Here is a 16,362-nt window from a genome sequence, read left to right as displayed (position 1 = left end):
CCTGATGACGATGGCAATCTTGATACTGGCGTTGTCAGGGGGTATGCTCGTTACCGAACTGTCTGTTTCGCGGAATCGCCTGCCGTTCCCATAGGGCCGCTCCACCGGTCAGGAATGGTCCGTGTTTGCGTGTGCGAGCCGGGTGGCGGCGCGATAACATACGAGCAATCAAGGCCCTGTCAATTTGAGGAGAGAGAAGCATGAATCGACCGAAGAAAAGTCGCCAGCTGGTCCGGCGCGCGTTCTTGAAACGAGCTGCCGCCGGGATGGGCGGGGTTATCGCTGCGCCGTTCCTTGTTCCGGGTACGGCACTGGGCGCCGAGGGCCGCGCGGCGGTGAGCGAGCGCATCACGGTTGGCGTGATTGGCCTGGGAGGGCGCGGGACCAGCGTCATGACCGCGTTCATGGCCCAACCCGATACCCAGGTGGTGGCTGTGTGCGATGTGTTCCGGGAAAAGCGCGAGGCTGGCGTGCAGCAAGTGAACAAGCACTATGGCAACCAGGATTGTGTCTCGTACACTGACATGCTCGAGCTGCTGGACCGCCCCGATATCGACGCGGTGCTTATCGCAACGGGAGACAACTGGCACTCGGGAGCGTCGATCATGGCTGCCCGGGCGGGAAAGGACATGTATTGCGAGAAGCCGCTGAGCGTCGCCATTACGGAATCGCGCGCGGTTGCGGACACGATGCGGCGGCTGGGCCGCGTATTCCAATGCGGCACGCAGCGGCGCAGCCTGGGCAATTTCCGGTTCGCGGTGGACCTGGTCCAAAGCGGCAAGTTGGGGCGGCTCAAGGAGATGCAGGCGGAAGAATCGACCGGGTTCCAGCAGCTTTACGAGACGGTTCTGCCGACGGAGCCGGAGCCTCCGCGCGAGGAGTTCGACTGGAACCGGTGGCTGGGGCCCGCGCCGTGGCGCCCGTACAATGCCAAATACCCCACGCGGGGATTCTGGAGCGCCCATACGGACTTCAGCGGCGGGTCGATCACGGAGTGGGGGAGCCATACCGTGGATTTATGCCAGTGGGCCAATGACGCGGACGATACCGGGCCCGTCGAGTTTGCGCGCGAAGGCGACTGGTGGGTGGGCAAGTATGCCAACGGGGTGAAACTGGTTATTCGCACAGGGCTTCGGTTTGGTTCGTGCCCCGTCCGGTTCGAGGGAGAAGAGGGATGGGTCGAGACCGGCGATTCCGGCGAGATCGAGGTCCATCCGGCCTCGCTTCTTGCGGAACGGCAGTTCCAAGGCGGCTATCCTTCGGACAATCATGTGCGGGCCTTCCTGGACTGCGTGAAAACGCGCCAGAACACCGTATCGAACGCAGAGGTTGCGCACCGGTCGATTTCCGCGTGCCACGTGGCGAATATCTGCAAGCGCCTGGGCCGTCCCGTGAAATGGGACCCCGTCAAAGAGGAATTCATCGGCGACGAAGAAGCGAACCGGCTGCGGTCGCGCGCGTACCGGGAGCCGTGGTACCTGTAAAAGGGCGTTGCCGCTGCGTTGTTGGAGATTACGTTTCGTCAGAAAAGAGGCTTTGAATCATGAACAAGACTACAGCAATTTGGAGCTTTTTCGCCGCGCTTTTCGTAGCTGGGGCGTTGATCTCGTTCGTGGCCTGTGCCGGCGAGGCTGCCGGGGAGGCTGCTCCTCCGGCGCCGCCGACCGAGGCCGAACTCATCGCAGTTGTCCAAAGCGATGCCGATTGGTTACAGAAACAGGATGCCTGCCGCCGCTTGCGCGAGATCGGAACGCAGGCGGCAATACCCGCCTTGGCGGCGCTGCTGCCCGATGAGACCTTGTCGCATATGGCCCGGTTCGCGCTCGAAGCAATGCCGTATCCCGAGGTGGATACGGTATTGCGGGAAGCGCTTGCCGCGGCCGCCGGAACGCCCAAAGCGGGAATCATCATTTCGATCGGAGCGCGACGCGACGCCCAGGCCGTGCCGCTGCTGATTCCCTTGTTACAGGACGCCAGCCCGGACATAGCCCGGACGGCCGCGGGCGCTCTGGGGCGGATCGCGACCTCTGAGGCAACCAAAGCGCTGCTGGCATATCGCGCAGACGCGCCCGATGCGACCCGGGCGGCGGTCAATGAGGCTCTGCTTGCTGCTGCTCAGCGTTATGCCGATGAGGGCAAAGGCGATCAGGCGGCGCCGGTGTATGAACAGCTCCTCGCGGCGGATGCGCCTGTCGAGGTTCGCATGGGAGCGTTTCGCGGTCTCGCCTGCGCGCAACCCGCGAAGGCGCCTCAGCTCCTTATCGGAGCGCTCAAAGGCGACGACCCCCTGTTTCGCGACCTCGCGGCCCAAATCGTCGCGGAGACGGAAGGCAGCGACATAACGGCTTTCTACGCCAAGGCGCTGCCCGCGCTGCCTTCCGGAGGCCAGATCGCCTTGTTGCGGGGTCTCGCGGACCGGGGCGACCCCGCGGCTAGGAAAGTTGTTATCGAGTCGGTAAAGAGCGGAGATGCGCAGGTAAAAGTGGCTGCCGTCAAGGCGCTGGGCGCGTTGGGCAGCCGCGCCGAAGATGTTGCCACGCTGGTCGCGCTTCTGTCTTCGGAGGACGGGGCTGTTCTCGAGACCGCGTCGACCGCGTTGGTGTCCATGCGGGGAGACGAGGTTGACGGGGCCCTCGCGTCGAGCCTTGCCGGGGCAGGTCCCGCGGTTCACGCAGAGGTTCTGGCGTTGCTCGCGAGCCGGCGGGCGCCGCAGGCGATTCCATCAGCGATTGCGGCCGTGGAAAACGGCGATGCGGGCGTGCGCACGGCAGCCCTCGACGCGCTGGCCCTCCTGGGCGGCCCCGCCGAGGCCTCTGCGGTGATCGGCGTCATCTCGAAGGCGCAGGATGAGTCCGAAAGAGGCAGCGCTGAAAGCGCCCTGAACGCTATCGCGGCGCGAAAGGGCGATGAAGTTCTGCCCGTCGTGCTCGAGAGCATGCGCGGGGCGGCCAACGACACGGTGCGTTTGGTGCTGCTTCGCAGCGCGGCGGAGATCGGAAGCCCGCAGGCTCTCGAGGCGGTGCTCGCGGCGATGAAGGATGCTAATCCCGAGATAGCGTCGGAGGCGGTGCGGATGCTGTCGAACTGGCCCGCGCTCGATGCCGCGCCGCATCTCGAGACGTTGGCCGGGAGCGAGGATCTAACGGCTTATGTGCTTGGGCTGCGTGGCTACGTGCGGCTTGCCCGGGAAAATGCCCAGGGCGGCCGGCAGCTGGAAATGCTTTCGAAAGGTCTGGAACTCGCACGGCGTCCGGAAGAGGTCAAGCTGGTCCTTGGCGCGTGGGGCGCCTTGCAGAACCCAAATGCTCTGAGCACGCTGAAGCCGTATCTTGACCAGCCCGACGTGCGCAACGAAGCGGCGCTGGCCATCATTGGGATTGCGGGCCAGGTCAAGAAGGAAAACGCCCAACACAAAGCCCTCGCCATCGAAGCGCTCAACGAGGTGCTGGCGAAGTGTGAAGACACGGGTATCCGCGACAACGCTCAGAAGGTGCTCGGCGGGCTGCAGTGACCGGCCCGCACGCGTCGTCATGACGTTCCTGGCCACCCGGACGCGGGTCATTCGGCCGGGGCGGCTTCGGGTTGCGGAAACGACTGGTAACCATTGGAACACAACCGAGGAGAACTTCCATGGGCTGCACGACTACGTTGTTCGTGATGGCGATGGCATCCATGACGGCCAGTGCGGCCGGCAGCGGCATTACGGTAACAGCTCTGCGTTGCGAATATCTCGCCGATCCTCTTGGCGTTGACTGTCCTGACCCCCGGCTGAGCTGGCGCATCGAGTCACAGGACCGGGATGTGTCGCAGACCGCCTACCAGATTCTGGTGTCGGATTCGAAAGCGGCTCTGGACACCGATACGGGAAACCTCTGGGATTCGGGAAAGGTCGAGACCAACCAGTCTGTGCGGGTGCCGTACGCCGGCAAGGCGCTCGATTCGAGGCAGCGCTGCTACTGGAAAGTGCGTGTGTGGGACGGAACGGACACGGCATCGGGCTGGAGTCCCGCCGGCATGTGGACAATGGGCCTGTTGAAGGCCGGGGATTGGACCGGCAAGTGGATCGGGCTTGACGGCGACGAGAGCGGTCCGGAGACCCCGCTGTCCGCGGCTAAATGGATCTGGTTCCCGGAGGGCGCGCCGGCCCAGAGCGCTCCCGCGGCGGCGCGGTATTTTCGCAAGCTCGTAGACCTGCCCGACGGAAAGACGATAGCCAAGGCGACGGCCTGTTTCACGGCAGACAACCGGTTTGTCCTGATGATCAACGAAAAGAGGGTGGCATCCGGAAACAGTTTTGCAGCGGCGCCGCCCGTAGACATCACGAAATCGCTCAAACCGGGCACGAACGTACTGGCTGTCGAAGCCGTGAATGAAGGGGACGCGGCAAATCCTGCCGGCCTCATTGGCGCACTGGTTGTCGAGTTTGAAGGCGGTGAAACACTGGCAGCCGCTACGGACAAGACCTGGCGGGTTACGGCGGACTCTGAAGCGGATTGGTATTACCCGGGGCTGGATGTTTCGGCGTGGGAGCGCGCGCAGGAGCTGGGCGATTACGGCATGCAGCCGTGGGGCCAAGTTTCGAGCGACGATTCACAGCGTTTGAGCGCACGGTATCTGCGGCGCGCGTTCCGTCTCGAGAAGCCGGTCGAAAGGGCCACGGCGCGCATCTGCGGCCTGGGACTCTTCGAGTTGGAACTGAACGGCAGGAAGGTGGGCAACGACGTCCTGGTTCCCGGCCTTACGCAGTATCCCAAGCGGGCGTTCTATCTGACCTACGACGTAACGGATGCCCTGAACCAGGGCGATAACGCGGTGGGGGTGATCCTGGGCAACGGCCGGTATTTCGCGCCGCGCAGAAAGTCGCCCACCAACACGCAAACCTACGGCTATCCGAAACTCATGCTGAACCTGCGCATCGAGCACGCGGACGGCTCCGTGACCGACATCGACTCGGATGAGGCCTGGAAGCTCACCACGCAGGGGCCCATTCGCGAGAACAACGAATACGACGGCGAGGTCTATGATGCGCAAATGGAGCTGGGCGGGTGGTCGAAGCCGGGATATGACGACAGCAGCTGGCGGCCCGTCGAAGCCGTGGCGGGACCGGAGGGTGCGCTCTCGGCGCAGATGACCCCGCCCATACGGGTGGTCGAGACGCGTTCGCCTATCAGCGTGAACGAACTCGCGCCCGGCGTCTTCATATACGACATGGGACAGAACATGGTGGGCTGGTGCCGCCTGAAGGTGCAGGGTCCGCGCGGGACCACCGTGCGCCTGAGGCACGCCGAGACCCTCAAGGAAGACGGCGCGCTGTACATGGCAAACCTTCGGGGCGCCAAATGCGTGGATACCTACATTCTCAAGGGAGAAGGCGTCGAGGTCTATGAACCCCGGTTCACCTACCACGGATTCCGCTTTGTCGAGGTCACTGGATTCCCCGGCACGCCCGGTCTCGACGCGCTCGAAGGCTGCGTCGTGCACGACGATCTCGAGCGCGTAGGCTGGTTCGAAACCTCGAACACGCTCCTGAACCAGTTGCACGAGAATATCGTTTGGGGCATTCGCGGCAATTACCGGAGTTTCCCGACCGACTGTCCGCAACGCGATGAGCGGCAGGCCTGGCTTGGCGACCGTTCCGAAGAATGCCGCGGCGAAAGCTACGTGCACAACATCGCGCCGCTTTACACGAAGTGGATGCAGGACATCGACGACAGCCAGGACGAGTCCGGGAGCATCTCGGATGTTTCCCCGCCGTATTGGCCGCTGTACAACGACAACGTCACGTGGCCGAGCACCTTCATCATTGCCCCGGGCATGTTGTTTGACCAGTACGGGGATGCGCGGCCGATCGAGCAGCACTACGACGCCATGACCCGCTGGATAGACCACATGACCGGCTATCTCGAGAACGACCTCATGCCGCGCGACAATTATGGCGACTGGTGCGTGCCACCGGAGTCCCCGGAGCTCATCCATTCGCAAGACCCGTCGCGGAAAACGAGCGGCACGCTCCTGGGAACGAGCTTCTTCTACCACGACCTGAAACTGATGGCGCGGTACGCGCGTATGCTGGGGAAGGAAGATGACGCCGTGCGGTTCGACGCATTGGCTGCGCGGCTGGAGAAGGCGTTTAACGAGAAGTACTTCAATAAGGACACGAACCTTTACGATAACGGCACCCAGACGTCTTCGGTGTTGACGCTCGCGTTCGGACTGGTGCCCGAAGGCCATCGCGCGGGAGTGTTCGCGAATCTGGTCCAGAACATCGAGCAGAAGACGAACAGCCACATCGGCACCGGGCTCGTGGGCGGGCAATGGTTGATGCGAACGCTGACCGACAACGGCCGCCCCGATCTTGCGTATACGCTGTCCACGCGGAAGACCTATCCGAGCTGGGGCTACATGATCGAAAAGGGGGCTACGACCATCTGGGAGCTGTGGAACGGCGACACGGCGGATCCTGCCATGAACTCGGGCAACCATGTGATGCTGGTGGGCGATTTGATGACGTGGTTCTACGGGTATCTCGGGGGTATCCGGCCGGCCCCGGCGGCGCCCGGTTTCCAAGTGGCCAGCGTCAGACCCTACGTTGTCGGCGACCTCGCGCACGTGAAAACCACTTTCGACACGCAATACGGCCGGTACATCTCGAACTGGCGCAGGAACGGCGACGAATTGACCCTGGAGGTGACGGTTCCTCCCAATTGCCGCGCCATGATTGCCGTCCCCACGCTCGGCAAGACCAATCCCGTTATCACGGAGAGCGGCAAAACGGTCTGGGAGAATGGCCAGTACGTGCATGGGCAGGCCGGCATCTCCGCGGGACAGCCGGACGGCGACTGGAGAGTGTTCGCGGCAGGTTCCGGGTCGTATCAGTTCGTCTGCCGTTAAGCGGGGACCCGATTCAAGGCCGGGGCGGCTCCCCGTAAACGAGCGGACGCCGTCCCGGATGGCTTATGCCGCCTATACGCCCTCCGCGCGGGCGCGGGAGACGTGCCGCCCCTTGAGCAGTCCCAATTCCCCTGCGATATGCAGCAGAATCCGTTCCGCGGAATCGAGCTGCTCGATTTCGTGCAAGACCTTCATTGCGAGCGCGGGCTCGTCGGTGATAAGGCTGTCCGCTCCGCGCGCGGCCATGGTGGCCATCAGGATGGGGTCGTTGACGGTCCAAACAAAGACCTCCCTGCCGTGTTCCTGCGCGTTCTGAACGAACGAGAGCGACGCCAGACCCGTGTTTACCGCCAGGAAGTCGATGTCCAGCGACTCGAGATCGCCCATGGCGGCCGTAATCAGCAAGCCAATCTTCCAGTCCGGGCGCAGCGCACGGAGCTTTTGAACGCCTTCGTACTCCAGGGACATGACGCGAACATCGTGAGCCATGCCGTGAGACTCGACGATCTCTACTACGCGCTCCTCGAGGCGGCGGCTCTGGCCATAGTATTTGAGTTCGATGATCACGCCCGCCTTGCCCTTGCAGGCATCGAGGACCTGGGCCAGTGTGGGAACCCGCTCGTCGCGGAATTCGGAACCAAACCAGCTTCCGATGTCGATCTGGCGCAGTTGTCTTGAGGTTGCATTGCTGATCTTCAGATCGATTCCCGCGATTTTCTTCAGGTCGCTGTCGTGAACGACAACGACCTCGCCGTCAGCATTCTCCTGTACGTCTATCTCTACCCAGCGGGCGCCCGCATCGATGGCTTTTGCGATTGCGGCGAGGGTGTTCTCTGGCGCGGCCCCCGCCGCACCACGATGGGCCGTCACGGTTGTCCGTTCATCAAACCGGACCGTTTTCAGCAGGCCGGCGCCCGTAAGGAATCCCGCGGCAAGGATCGCGGCGCCCGCGCCGAAGGCTATTCCCCGGGCGCGGGTGTGTGCGAGCCCCTGCGTGTCGACGGATTGAAGCTCGCCCCGCATTTCCGGCTCGCCGGACGGCCCGGTCAGCCGCTGCTGGTAGAGGCGGGCGGTCAGCAGGGCGAACATTGCCCCGTTCACGAACGTCACGGCCACGTTCACTACCGCCCAGACGGCCAGGAACAGCCACAGCAGCAATACGATGGCTGACAGAGACGCTTCCGTTTTGACAAAGACGAAGGCACTCAACCAGCCCAAGGAGGCGTTTGCGAGGGCCGAAAGCGCCAGCGCTGACCCCGCCCAGGCGCCAAGGTGGAGAAGCAACGCCCGTTCATGCGTTTTCGTGCGTTCGATAGCGGCCCGCAAGGAGTCCCTGGGCGGGAGTTTCTCGAACAGCAGAATCGGAAACGCGAATACCCACCCGGCAATCCTGCGGATGAGAAGGTATGCCAGCCAGAGCACGGCGATAGAGACGAGCCCCGCGGCGAGCCAGAGCACGGGCGGTTTCTCGCGCAGGTAATAGTTGATATCGAACCGCCCCAACAGAACGAAATACACGGCGGCGGAAAATGCCAGAAACGGCGCGGCTATCAAGAGCGCTCTGGCCACAATCCGGGACGATAACCCCAGGATTCCCCAGGCGTGAGAAACGGTGTGTTTCAGCGCGAACACCACGCCCACACGTTTGCCTGTACATGCGGCGAACGCGATGGTGAGAAGCACGGCGCTTTGCGCGACCAGCAGCGCAAGGGCGGCCGCGCCAATCGCGATCAGGGCCGCCAAACCGATGGGCCGCAGAAAGAAGAACAAGATGTCCTGGTCCGTGACAACCGTGGCCCCCGTGAGGCGAAGGAACGCGTACGGAAGAAGGCCCGCGAGCGGCGCCAGCACACAAGACGCCACGAGTTTGGCGAGTCCGTTTGCCAGGAGAAGGGCTTTCCAGGATGGCCGGAAGTCCCCCAACAGAACGCGCAAAGTGACTCTGGCCGGCGCCGGCCCATGCGCACTTCCCGCCCGGGATGTCGAAGCTTCGTTCATTCAACGGCCTTTTCCAGCGCTACCTCATCGCCTTGACCACGGGACCGAACCATGATGGAGACCATGCGGGGGACCAGACAAACGGCGCGATAGTCTTCTCTCACCGGATAGTGCCCGCAAGGTTCCCGGCATTCATCGCAGCCGCCCGTCAACATACACCGTTTTGTTCAACAACACCCGTCAGAGTGCCGGCGTGGCCGCGGAATGCCCCCTGCAAGCATTTTCCCCGTGAACCTCCCGGAATCGTCCGGCCGCTATTCGCAGTGGAACACCTCTTGCATTTCCGCCCACCATTCGCCCTTGGCGCGGTTGGCAAGAGGAATCTGGCACGGCATGCACACCGCCCACCACTCCTGCGTAAGAGGGTCGGCGGCCATACGGGCCATGTCGGCCTCGAAATCGTCTCCGCCGTATTCCATGTAGCTGAAGAGGTACCAGGCGCCGTCGGGAAGCTGGCGCAGGTATATCGAGTAATTGCGCAGGTTGCAGTCCCTGATCGTTTTGAGTACGCCGGGCCAGACCGCCGCGTGCAGCTTCTTGTATTCCTCGATCTTGTCGGGATGCACTCCGATGACCGAACCGTAACGCTTCATGCTATCGCCTCCTCACATTTGCTCGTCATACTCGCCCAGTTCGAGCGGATATTGGCCGAATTCCCTGACCAGGTTGACGATAAAATCGTAGGTATGGCCCGAGACCCCGCTGCTGACCGAATGGTCGGATTGAAATATGAAGCCGCCGCCCTTGGCGGCGTTCAGCTTACGCAAAACTTCCCGGCGGAGTGCTTCTTCCTGGCCCGCCTCCCAAACCTGGATGTTGCCGTTGCCGCAGAACGCAATCGAGTGGCCGTATTGCCGGCGAAGAGCGACCACGTCAAGCCCCGCCTTGGCCTCGAGAGGATTGTAGGCATCGAGCTTCATCTCGATGAAGTCCGGCAGTATGGCCTTCACGTTGCCGCAGCCGTGGTAAATGACGGGCAGGGAATGCCGGTGGCAGAGGGCAATCATTTTTTCGACGCCGGGCCGAAAGTACGTGCGCCAATACTCCGGAGCGAAAAACATGTTGGCGGAATAGGCCACGTCGCCCCAGATCACCATGCCGTCGAGCAGGCCTTCGGCGGCTTCGATCTCCGCTTTGCAGCACTGGTAGTAGAAATCGCCTATCCGGAGAATCTGTTGGCCCAGGCGTTCCGGATACTCGCCCACCCACATGAGCGTATTCATTTGCCCGATCATGCGCGTCAGGCACTCGGAGGTCTCGATCATGCTCCCGTAAAGGGCATAGTCTTTCCGAAGCGACTTTACGGTGTCGAGCCACGGAGGGCTGTTGCGTGCGAACCCGTCTCCGACGCCCGCAATCTGGTTGTCTCCGCCCTCGAAAAAGCGCCGGGGATCATCCGGCGGGTCGAATTCGAAAGCCTCGAGCTTTTCAATGGTGTCCGTCTCCCAGGAAACGGCCTCCGGCATGGGAAGGTCGAACCGTTTGCGCACGACGCCGCCGAAGCCCGTGCGCACAACCACTTCTTCGTTGGTTTCCCGCAACGTTTCGAATGGCTTGATGTGAGGGTCCATATTCGGCGTCGTGACGATCCAGTCGAGGTCGTAATACTGGTAGGGGTCCGTATCATCCGGTAAACCCAGTTCCCGGCGCCAGCGTTTGAGAAAGCTCCCCCAGAAGAACTCGCCCACGGGCACGCGGTCGGGTTCTTCGTGGCGCAAGGCCTTGTTCATGCGTTCGACCTTGGCCAGTGTCTTGCTTGCGCGGGTCTCGTTCATCGGCGCATCCCCTCTTCTTCCTCTTCCGGCGGACGCGCGAACGCGCCCCAAAGCCGGCAATATCCCGAACAGCAATGAATCATCAGTCTATAGAAGCAACGGTTTTGAGTAAATGATCGGGTTTCGGGGCGGGTTGACTACTCGCCGGCATCGCTCCTGTCCGGCGGTGTTGTGGCAGGGGCGTTTCTTGAGTATGCTTGCGGGCGGGGAGGGGGCAAAACCGAGATGGTGAGAGCGTAATCTGTGCATGAAAGAGGGAGTCGACACAGTGAACCAGGCAATTCACCTGCACTGGCTTGACCTCACCATATTGCTGGCCTACCTGGCTTCGCTGATTGTCGTGGGCGTGGTGCATTCGCGGCGGCAGCGCAATCTCAGTGATTACTTCCTTGCCGGGCAATCCATGGGCTGGGTTCCGATCGGGCTGTCTTTGATGGCGGCGCTGAACAGCGGCATGGACTACATCATGCAGCCGGCGGCCATGCTCAAATTCGGCGCGGTGTGTCTCATCGTCAACCTGTCTTGGCTGTTTCTATACCCCTACGTGTTTTTCGTCACCTTGCCCATGTTCCGGCGAATGCGGTGCTATTCCGTGTACGGGTATCTCGAGTACCGTTTTGGACCGGCGGTGCGGGCATTGACCGCGGGGATTTTCATGCTATGGCGGCTGGGATGGATGGGCACGGCGCTGTACACCCCCTGCCTCGCCATATCGGCCGCATCGGGTCAGGAGGAGCGCCTGACGCTGATGATCGTGGTCCTCGGGGCGGTTGTTACGCTATACACGATGCTTGGAGGCATTCGCGCGGTCATATGGAACGACGTGGCCCAGTTCTGCATCATGTTCGCGGGGCTGGCCATCACGTTTGGCATCATTCTGTGGCGCGTGGAAGGCGGGGCGGCGGCCATTCTGGCGAATCTGGGAAACGTCGGCACAGATACGCACCCCGCCGCCGAGGCCCTGCACACGCGCGGATTCCTCGGGCACATGAAAGATTACCTGTTCGTTCCTTTGCCCGTTGCCGGTTACCTGGTTGCCTGTCTGGTGAGCCGCCTGACCAACTACACCAGTGACCAGGTGATGATACAACGATTCCAGACGTCCAAGTCGATACAGGAGGCCCGTCAAGGGTTTATCCTCACCGCGCTGGGCGACGCTGTCTGGATGACCGCCTTGTGTTTCATCGGGTTGGCCCTGTTCACCTATTTCAAAGGCGCGGGTTGGCCTCCACCCGGAATCCGCGAAAAACCCGACCAGCTCTTCCCCTATTTCATGGGCCAGGTATTCCCGATAGGATTCACAGGGCTGGTGATCGCGGCGATTCTTGCAGCCTCGCTCTCGAGTATCGACTCGGCGATCAACTCGCTGAGCACCGTCGCGATGTCGGACTTCTACAACCGCCTGTATCTCGGTCAGCGGATGGAAAACGCGGGGGAGTTGCCGGAGGCGGCGCAACGACAACAGGTGCGGGTCTCGCGGATCGTCACCTGCGCCATCGGCGCAGCCGGGGTAGTGCTGGCCTGCAACGTCTCGCGGCTCGGTTCCATCTTCGAGATCGCGAACAAGTTGGTCAACGGTTTCACGGGACCTATCCTCGGGATCTTCCTGCTCGGGATGTTTACGCGCAGGGCCAACGAGCGGGGAGTGTTCATAGGCGGGATAGCCGGAACTCTTGCCTCGCTCTATGGTATCTTCTGGAGTTCGCCCGCATTGCTCAACGAATCGCTGCCGTTCCTGCTTCGGCTGTTCCCGAGGGCTGTGTCCGAGGGAGGCGCCGTACTGAGCTTCATCTGGCCCTCGTCGATGGGACTCGCCGCGACCCTGCTCACAGGATACGCGGCAAGCTTCTTCTCGCCGGCGGTCACCGAGTCGGCGAGAGAATGGAACTGGTTTGCCATTGTCCGCCGCGACCTAGTCGAATGACGGCCCTCTCCGGCCGGTTAACGCTGAGACTCGGTCCCTGACGTGAAGGCGAGGTCGTCGAAGAAAAGTTCAGCGCAATGCCCGCCCCGGAGCCAGCTCAACACGCCAAACCGGTCGAACGCGGCGTTTCCTTTCCGGGCCGCTTCCGACACGTCGAGGACAGCCGACGCCCCGTCGAGGGTCGCGGTGGCGCGCCCTTTACCATCGTTGGCGGCCGGGTCGTACTCGAATGTCCAAGCATGAGATGCGCCATCGGCGCGTATGACCGGACCGCTGCCCCCAACCTGGGCGCCGTTGTCGGATGTGCCCAGCGCAGGCCGGAAGTAATGCCCAATCCGGCTGGGCCCTTCAATGAAGATGCCCAGGAAATTCATGGGCGGAGCGCCGATGGGCGTATGACTGTTGTACCAGCCGATCAGGAGGCCGCTGTCCGCGGAACCCAGCGTCATCGCGACCTTGCCGGAAGCCTTCACCTTGTCATCAAAAGTGAGCGGCGATACAGGTGTGCCGAAAATCAGTGAATTCTGAGGCAGCATGCTCTCGATGCGCCAAACGATGCCGCCGATCTCCCCCGGCTCGCCCCCGGCCCGGGCGGACCTGCGGTATCCGAAATCGTGGTAGGGCCGAACGGCGCAATCCAGGAAAGTGACCTCGTTGTTCAGGCCTTCCCAACCCGGCTCCTGGTCAAACGGCAGTTTCCCGCAGTCTATCGAGAGGTCGTCGAAGTATATTTCCATTCCGTTTCCAGAGATCTGCTGGTTGAACACGCCAAACCGGTCAAAAAGCGCGCCGTCCTCTTTATGACCCTCAGCAAGAGCCGCCCGAAAGACAGTGCCATCGAGGGTAAACGTCATTTCGCCCTGGCCCCCCGCCCCGTCAGGATGGTATTCGAAAGACCACTGGTGAGGCGTCCCGTCGGCCGGATGCATTGGAGTGGTTGTCGTCTGGTACCGGCCCTCGAACGTCGTGCCGTCGCCGGTTTGCCAGTTCCGCGTGCCGTACTCGAAAAAGACGCGGAACTTGCCGTCTTCCCCGTCGATGCGCACCGCCAGGGAATTGGGCGTACGCCAGCCGCGCGAGGCGCTGTTGAACCAGCCTATCAAGACGCCGCTTCCTGCCTGTGACTGAGTCACGGCGAATCGCCCCGAGGCTTTCAGGGTGTCTTCAAGAGTCTTTTTCTCAATCGGCGCCGCGTAATAACTGGGGGTAAGGGAGCGGTAGAGCCAGCCGCCGATCTCGCCCGGTTTTCCTCCCGCGCGGGAGGTATCGCGGTACCGGAAATCCTGCGTCTTCTCCTGGCAGGCGTCTTCAGGCGGGATGTTGTTAACGGCCTCCCACCCCGGGTCGTTGCCGAAAGACTCGCAGGTGACCGCGCATTCCCCCTGCGGGCTGCATAGGAGGGCGCCCATGAGAACAAACGGTGCTGCCAGCCGCCCAAGGGTCATGCGTTCCTCCTTTCTCACCAGTTTGTGTAACTCCCGTCCGGGCGCTTCAAATGTGGGTGTTCGTAGATCTTCAAGGGGTATTTAAGAGCGGCATCTTCGTCGAATTCGACGCCGAGGCCGGGCTTTGCCGGAAGGGGGTAGAACGGGCCCGTTCGTGCGAGCATTTCGGGAAACACGTCGGTGGCCCCCTGGTTGAAGGTCGGAACGACCTCGACCCACGTGAAGTTGTTGATGCTCGCCGCATAGTGAATGGTCGCGGCCGTACAGACCGGACCGATGGGATTGTGCGGCATCATGTCGATGTAGTGCGCCTCGCACCAGCCGGAGACTTTCTTCGCCTCCGTGAGTCCGCCGATACACGAGACATCCACGCGGGCAAAGTTGACTAACCCGCGCTCGATATACGGAACGGCCGCCCATTTGCTGGGCCACTCTTCGCCAATGGCAAAGGGGACGTCGGTCATCGAGCGCAACTGGGCGTACGCGTCCGGATTCTCACACCGGATCGGTTCCTCGAGGAAGGTCATGCTGCCGCGCGGGACCAGCTGGCAGAATTGGGCGGCCTCCGCCACGCTGAGCCGGTGATGGTAGTCAATGCCAAGAGCGACCCGCTTGTCGGTCCTCTGCCACACCTCGGAGAAACGCCGTGCCGTTGCGGCGATGGACCTGCGCACGTCGAAAACGTTTGTGGCGTCCTCCTGGGAAATGTCGACCCTCAATGCGCGGGGCGTGATGTCGTCGGCGGGAGAGAAACGGATTGCCGGCCACCCTTCGGCGACGGCGGCCGAGACCCGGTCGTCGCAATCGGGCTCGTTAAGGCTGCCGAGGGTGATGAAACCGTACACTTTGTCGCGGCAGGCTCCGCCCAGAAGCTGGTACACCGGGACGCCCAGCTTCTTGCCTACGATGTCGTAGAGGGCCATATCGATTGCGGCGAGCGTGCCTGTGATGATGCGGCCGCCCTCGTAGTAGGCGCTGCGGTAACAGACCTGCCAGATGTGCTCGATCTGAAACGGGTCCATGCCCACGAGAAACTCGCGGAAATGCTTGATAATGCCGTCCTGGGCGTGTTCCCGTGTAGAACATCCTGCTTCGCCCAGGCCGTAGATGCCCTCATCCGTCTCGATCTTGATGATGTGCAGGTCGCGCGGTTTCGACAGCAAGAAACTCTTGATCCCGGTAATGCGCATAGGTTCAAACTCCTTCTTCGAGCAGGGAGGCCGTTCTCCGGAGTCCCTCCTCAAGGTCAGCGTAGGATACCGCAAAGGATAGCCGGACATGGCTGTCTGCGCCAAAAGGCGTTCCTGACAATACGCGGACCCTGGCCTCTTTCTGGAGAAGGGCCGTGAACGCGTCGGCGTTGTCGAGCCGCCGGCCGCGGATGTCTCCGCCAATAAGCCCCCGGATGTTTACGAAAGCGTAAAACGTGCCGAGGGGAGGATTCATGCTCAGGCCGGGGAGTCTTCCAATCCGCTCGAGCACAAGGGCACGTCGTTGAACATAGGCCGCAAGCATCATGGCGATATGAGATGAATCGCCCGTGAGCGCCGCTAACGCCGCCCGCTGCGAAACGGCACACGGAGCGGACGTCGAATGAAGCTGGATATCGGTCGCTCGCGCGGCCAGCCCTTTCGGAAACGCAGCATACCCAATCCGCCAGCCCGTCATGGCATGGGTCTTCGAAACGCTGTTTACCGTGATGGTTCTCTGGGCGATCTCTTTGTCGAGTGACGCGATAGAGACGTGTTCTGCGCCGTCGAACACGATATGTTCGTAGACTTCGTCCGACAGAACGTACAGGTTCTTCTCGAGGGCCAGTTCGGCCACCTGCTCGAGTAATGCGCGCGGATAGACGGCTCCTGTCGGGTTTGCGGGGGAGTTCAGAATGATCAGCCTGGTTCTGCCGGTAATGCCTTCGCGAATAGCAGCGATGGCTGGCACGAATCCGCGCTCCTCAGATGCTTTGACCAGAACGGGGCGTCCCCCGGCGAGTTTCACCTGCCCGGGGTACATGGACCAGTGCGGGGTCACGAGCAAGGCCTCGTCCCCGGAGCCGAGAACACAGCGAATGGCTTGCGCCACGCTGTGCTTGCCGCCGCACGACACCACAATATCGTCCGGCTCGGCATGGAAACCATTCTCCGCTTCGAACTTGGCGGCAATGGCTTCGCGCAACTCCCGGATGCCGGGCTGCGGAGTGTATTTGGTGAAATTCTGGTCAATCGCCCGATGCGCCGCCAGTTTAATGTGGTCGGGTGTGTGAAAATCAGGTTCGCCTCGGGCAATATCGACCTCTCGAATGTCACTCATGGCGTTAGTAGACCCCTGG

10 protein-coding genes are annotated in these 16,362 nt (G+C 62.1%); 4 read left to right on the top strand and 6 right to left on the bottom strand.

The genetic code is table 11. The annotated features are described in order from the left end of the window. The first annotated feature begins 200 nt into the window (after positions 1-200). From PLJ71_07085 to PLJ71_07075, 3 genes are all read left to right on the top strand, one after another. Positions 201-1,484 (top strand): Gfo/Idh/MocA family oxidoreductase, encoded by a 1,284-nt coding sequence (locus PLJ71_07085; GenBank protein HQM48436.1) that lies wholly within the window; start codon positions 201-203, stop codon positions 1,482-1,484. Between the two features lie 59 nt (positions 1,485-1,543). Next, positions 1,544-3,511: a HEAT repeat domain-containing protein gene (locus PLJ71_07080; protein ID HQM48435.1), complete on the top strand. Its 1,968-nt coding sequence runs from the start codon at positions 1,544-1,546 to the stop codon at positions 3,509-3,511. A 119-nt stretch (positions 3,512-3,630) separates the two neighbouring features. Further along, the gene (locus tag PLJ71_07075) at positions 3,631-6,891 is read left to right on the top strand and encodes a family 78 glycoside hydrolase catalytic domain (protein ID HQM48434.1); all 3,261 of its coding nucleotides are present in this window, start codon (positions 3,631-3,633) and stop codon (positions 6,889-6,891) included. 72 nt (positions 6,892-6,963) lie between these two features. Here the strand turns inward: PLJ71_07075 and PLJ71_07070 are convergent, their stop codons facing one another. The 3 genes from PLJ71_07070 to PLJ71_07060 form a co-directional block, all read right to left on the bottom strand. Beyond that, on the bottom strand, positions 6,964-8,889 hold the full coding sequence (locus tag PLJ71_07070; GenBank protein HQM48433.1) for a glycerophosphodiester phosphodiesterase family protein: 1,926 nt from the start codon (positions 8,887-8,889) through the stop codon (positions 6,964-6,966). Between the two features lie 254 nt (positions 8,890-9,143). Next, positions 9,144-9,482 carry an L-rhamnose mutarotase gene (locus PLJ71_07065; GenBank protein HQM48432.1) on the bottom strand — a complete coding sequence of 113 codons (339 nt, stop codon included), beginning with the start codon at positions 9,480-9,482 and terminating at the stop codon, positions 9,144-9,146. 12 nt (positions 9,483-9,494) lie between these two features. Then, the gene (locus tag PLJ71_07060) at positions 9,495-10,664 is read right to left on the bottom strand and encodes a uroporphyrinogen decarboxylase family protein (GenBank protein ID HQM48431.1); all 1,170 of its coding nucleotides are present in this window, start codon (positions 10,662-10,664) and stop codon (positions 9,495-9,497) included. A 268-nt stretch (positions 10,665-10,932) separates the two neighbouring features. On the opposite strand from PLJ71_07060, the gene PLJ71_07055 reads away from it, so the two are divergent. Next, positions 10,933-12,588, top strand: coding sequence for a sodium/solute symporter (locus PLJ71_07055; protein HQM48430.1), 1,656 nt, complete (start codon positions 10,933-10,935; stop codon positions 12,586-12,588). Positions 12,589-12,605: 17 nt separating this feature from the next. Here PLJ71_07055 and PLJ71_07050 read toward each other — a convergent pair whose 3' ends face one another. Genes PLJ71_07050 through PLJ71_07040 form a run of 3 tightly spaced genes read right to left on the bottom strand, consistent with a single transcriptional unit; the run spans position 12,606 to position 16,343 of the window. Beyond that, complete coding sequence (locus PLJ71_07050; GenBank protein ID HQM48429.1) at positions 12,606-14,033, bottom strand: hypothetical protein; 1,428 nt, start codon at positions 14,031-14,033, stop codon at positions 12,606-12,608. A 14-nt stretch (positions 14,034-14,047) separates the two neighbouring features. After that, entirely contained in the window at positions 14,048-15,223 is a 1,176-nt protein-coding gene (locus PLJ71_07045) for a mandelate racemase/muconate lactonizing enzyme family protein (GenBank protein ID HQM48428.1), read from the bottom strand. Positions 15,224-15,227: 4 nt separating this feature from the next. Next, positions 15,228-16,343: a pyridoxal phosphate-dependent aminotransferase gene (locus tag PLJ71_07040; GenBank protein ID HQM48427.1), complete on the bottom strand. Its 1,116-nt coding sequence runs from the start codon at positions 16,341-16,343 to the stop codon at positions 15,228-15,230. Positions 16,344-16,362: the final 19 nt, after the last annotated feature.

It is taken from the genome of Candidatus Hydrogenedentota bacterium, from assembly GCA_035416745.1.
Lineage (GTDB): Bacteria > Hydrogenedentota > Hydrogenedentia > Hydrogenedentales > SLHB01 > UBA2224.
The sequence above is the reverse complement of the archived record's forward strand: the minus strand, read 5'-3'. Positions and strand labels throughout refer to the sequence as shown.

Bases quoted from the DNA above. Each gene is read 5' to 3' on its own strand.
- PLJ71_07060 (HQM48431.1), bottom strand. From the start codon at position 10,664: ATGAACGAGACCCGCGCAAGCAAGACACTGGCCAAGGTCGAACGCATG.
- PLJ71_07045 (HQM48428.1), bottom strand. From the start codon at position 15,223: ATGCGCATTACCGGGATCAAGAGTTTCTTGCTGTCGAAACCGCGCGAC.
- PLJ71_07085 (HQM48436.1), top strand. From the start codon at position 201: ATGAATCGACCGAAGAAAAGTCGCCAGCTGGTCCGGCGCGCGTTCTTG.
- PLJ71_07040 (HQM48427.1), bottom strand. From the start codon at position 16,343: ATGAGTGACATTCGAGAGGTCGATATTGCCCGAGGCGAACCTGATTTT.
- PLJ71_07070 (HQM48433.1), bottom strand. From the start codon at position 8,889: ATGAACGAAGCTTCGACATCCCGGGCGGGAAGTGCGCATGGGCCGGCG.
- PLJ71_07080 (HQM48435.1), top strand. From the start codon at position 1,544: ATGAACAAGACTACAGCAATTTGGAGCTTTTTCGCCGCGCTTTTCGTA.
- PLJ71_07065 (HQM48432.1), bottom strand. From the start codon at position 9,482: ATGAAGCGTTACGGTTCGGTCATCGGAGTGCATCCCGACAAGATCGAG.
- PLJ71_07075 (HQM48434.1), top strand. From the start codon at position 3,631: ATGGGCTGCACGACTACGTTGTTCGTGATGGCGATGGCATCCATGACG.
- PLJ71_07050 (HQM48429.1), bottom strand. From the start codon at position 14,033: ATGACCCTTGGGCGGCTGGCAGCACCGTTTGTTCTCATGGGCGCCCTC.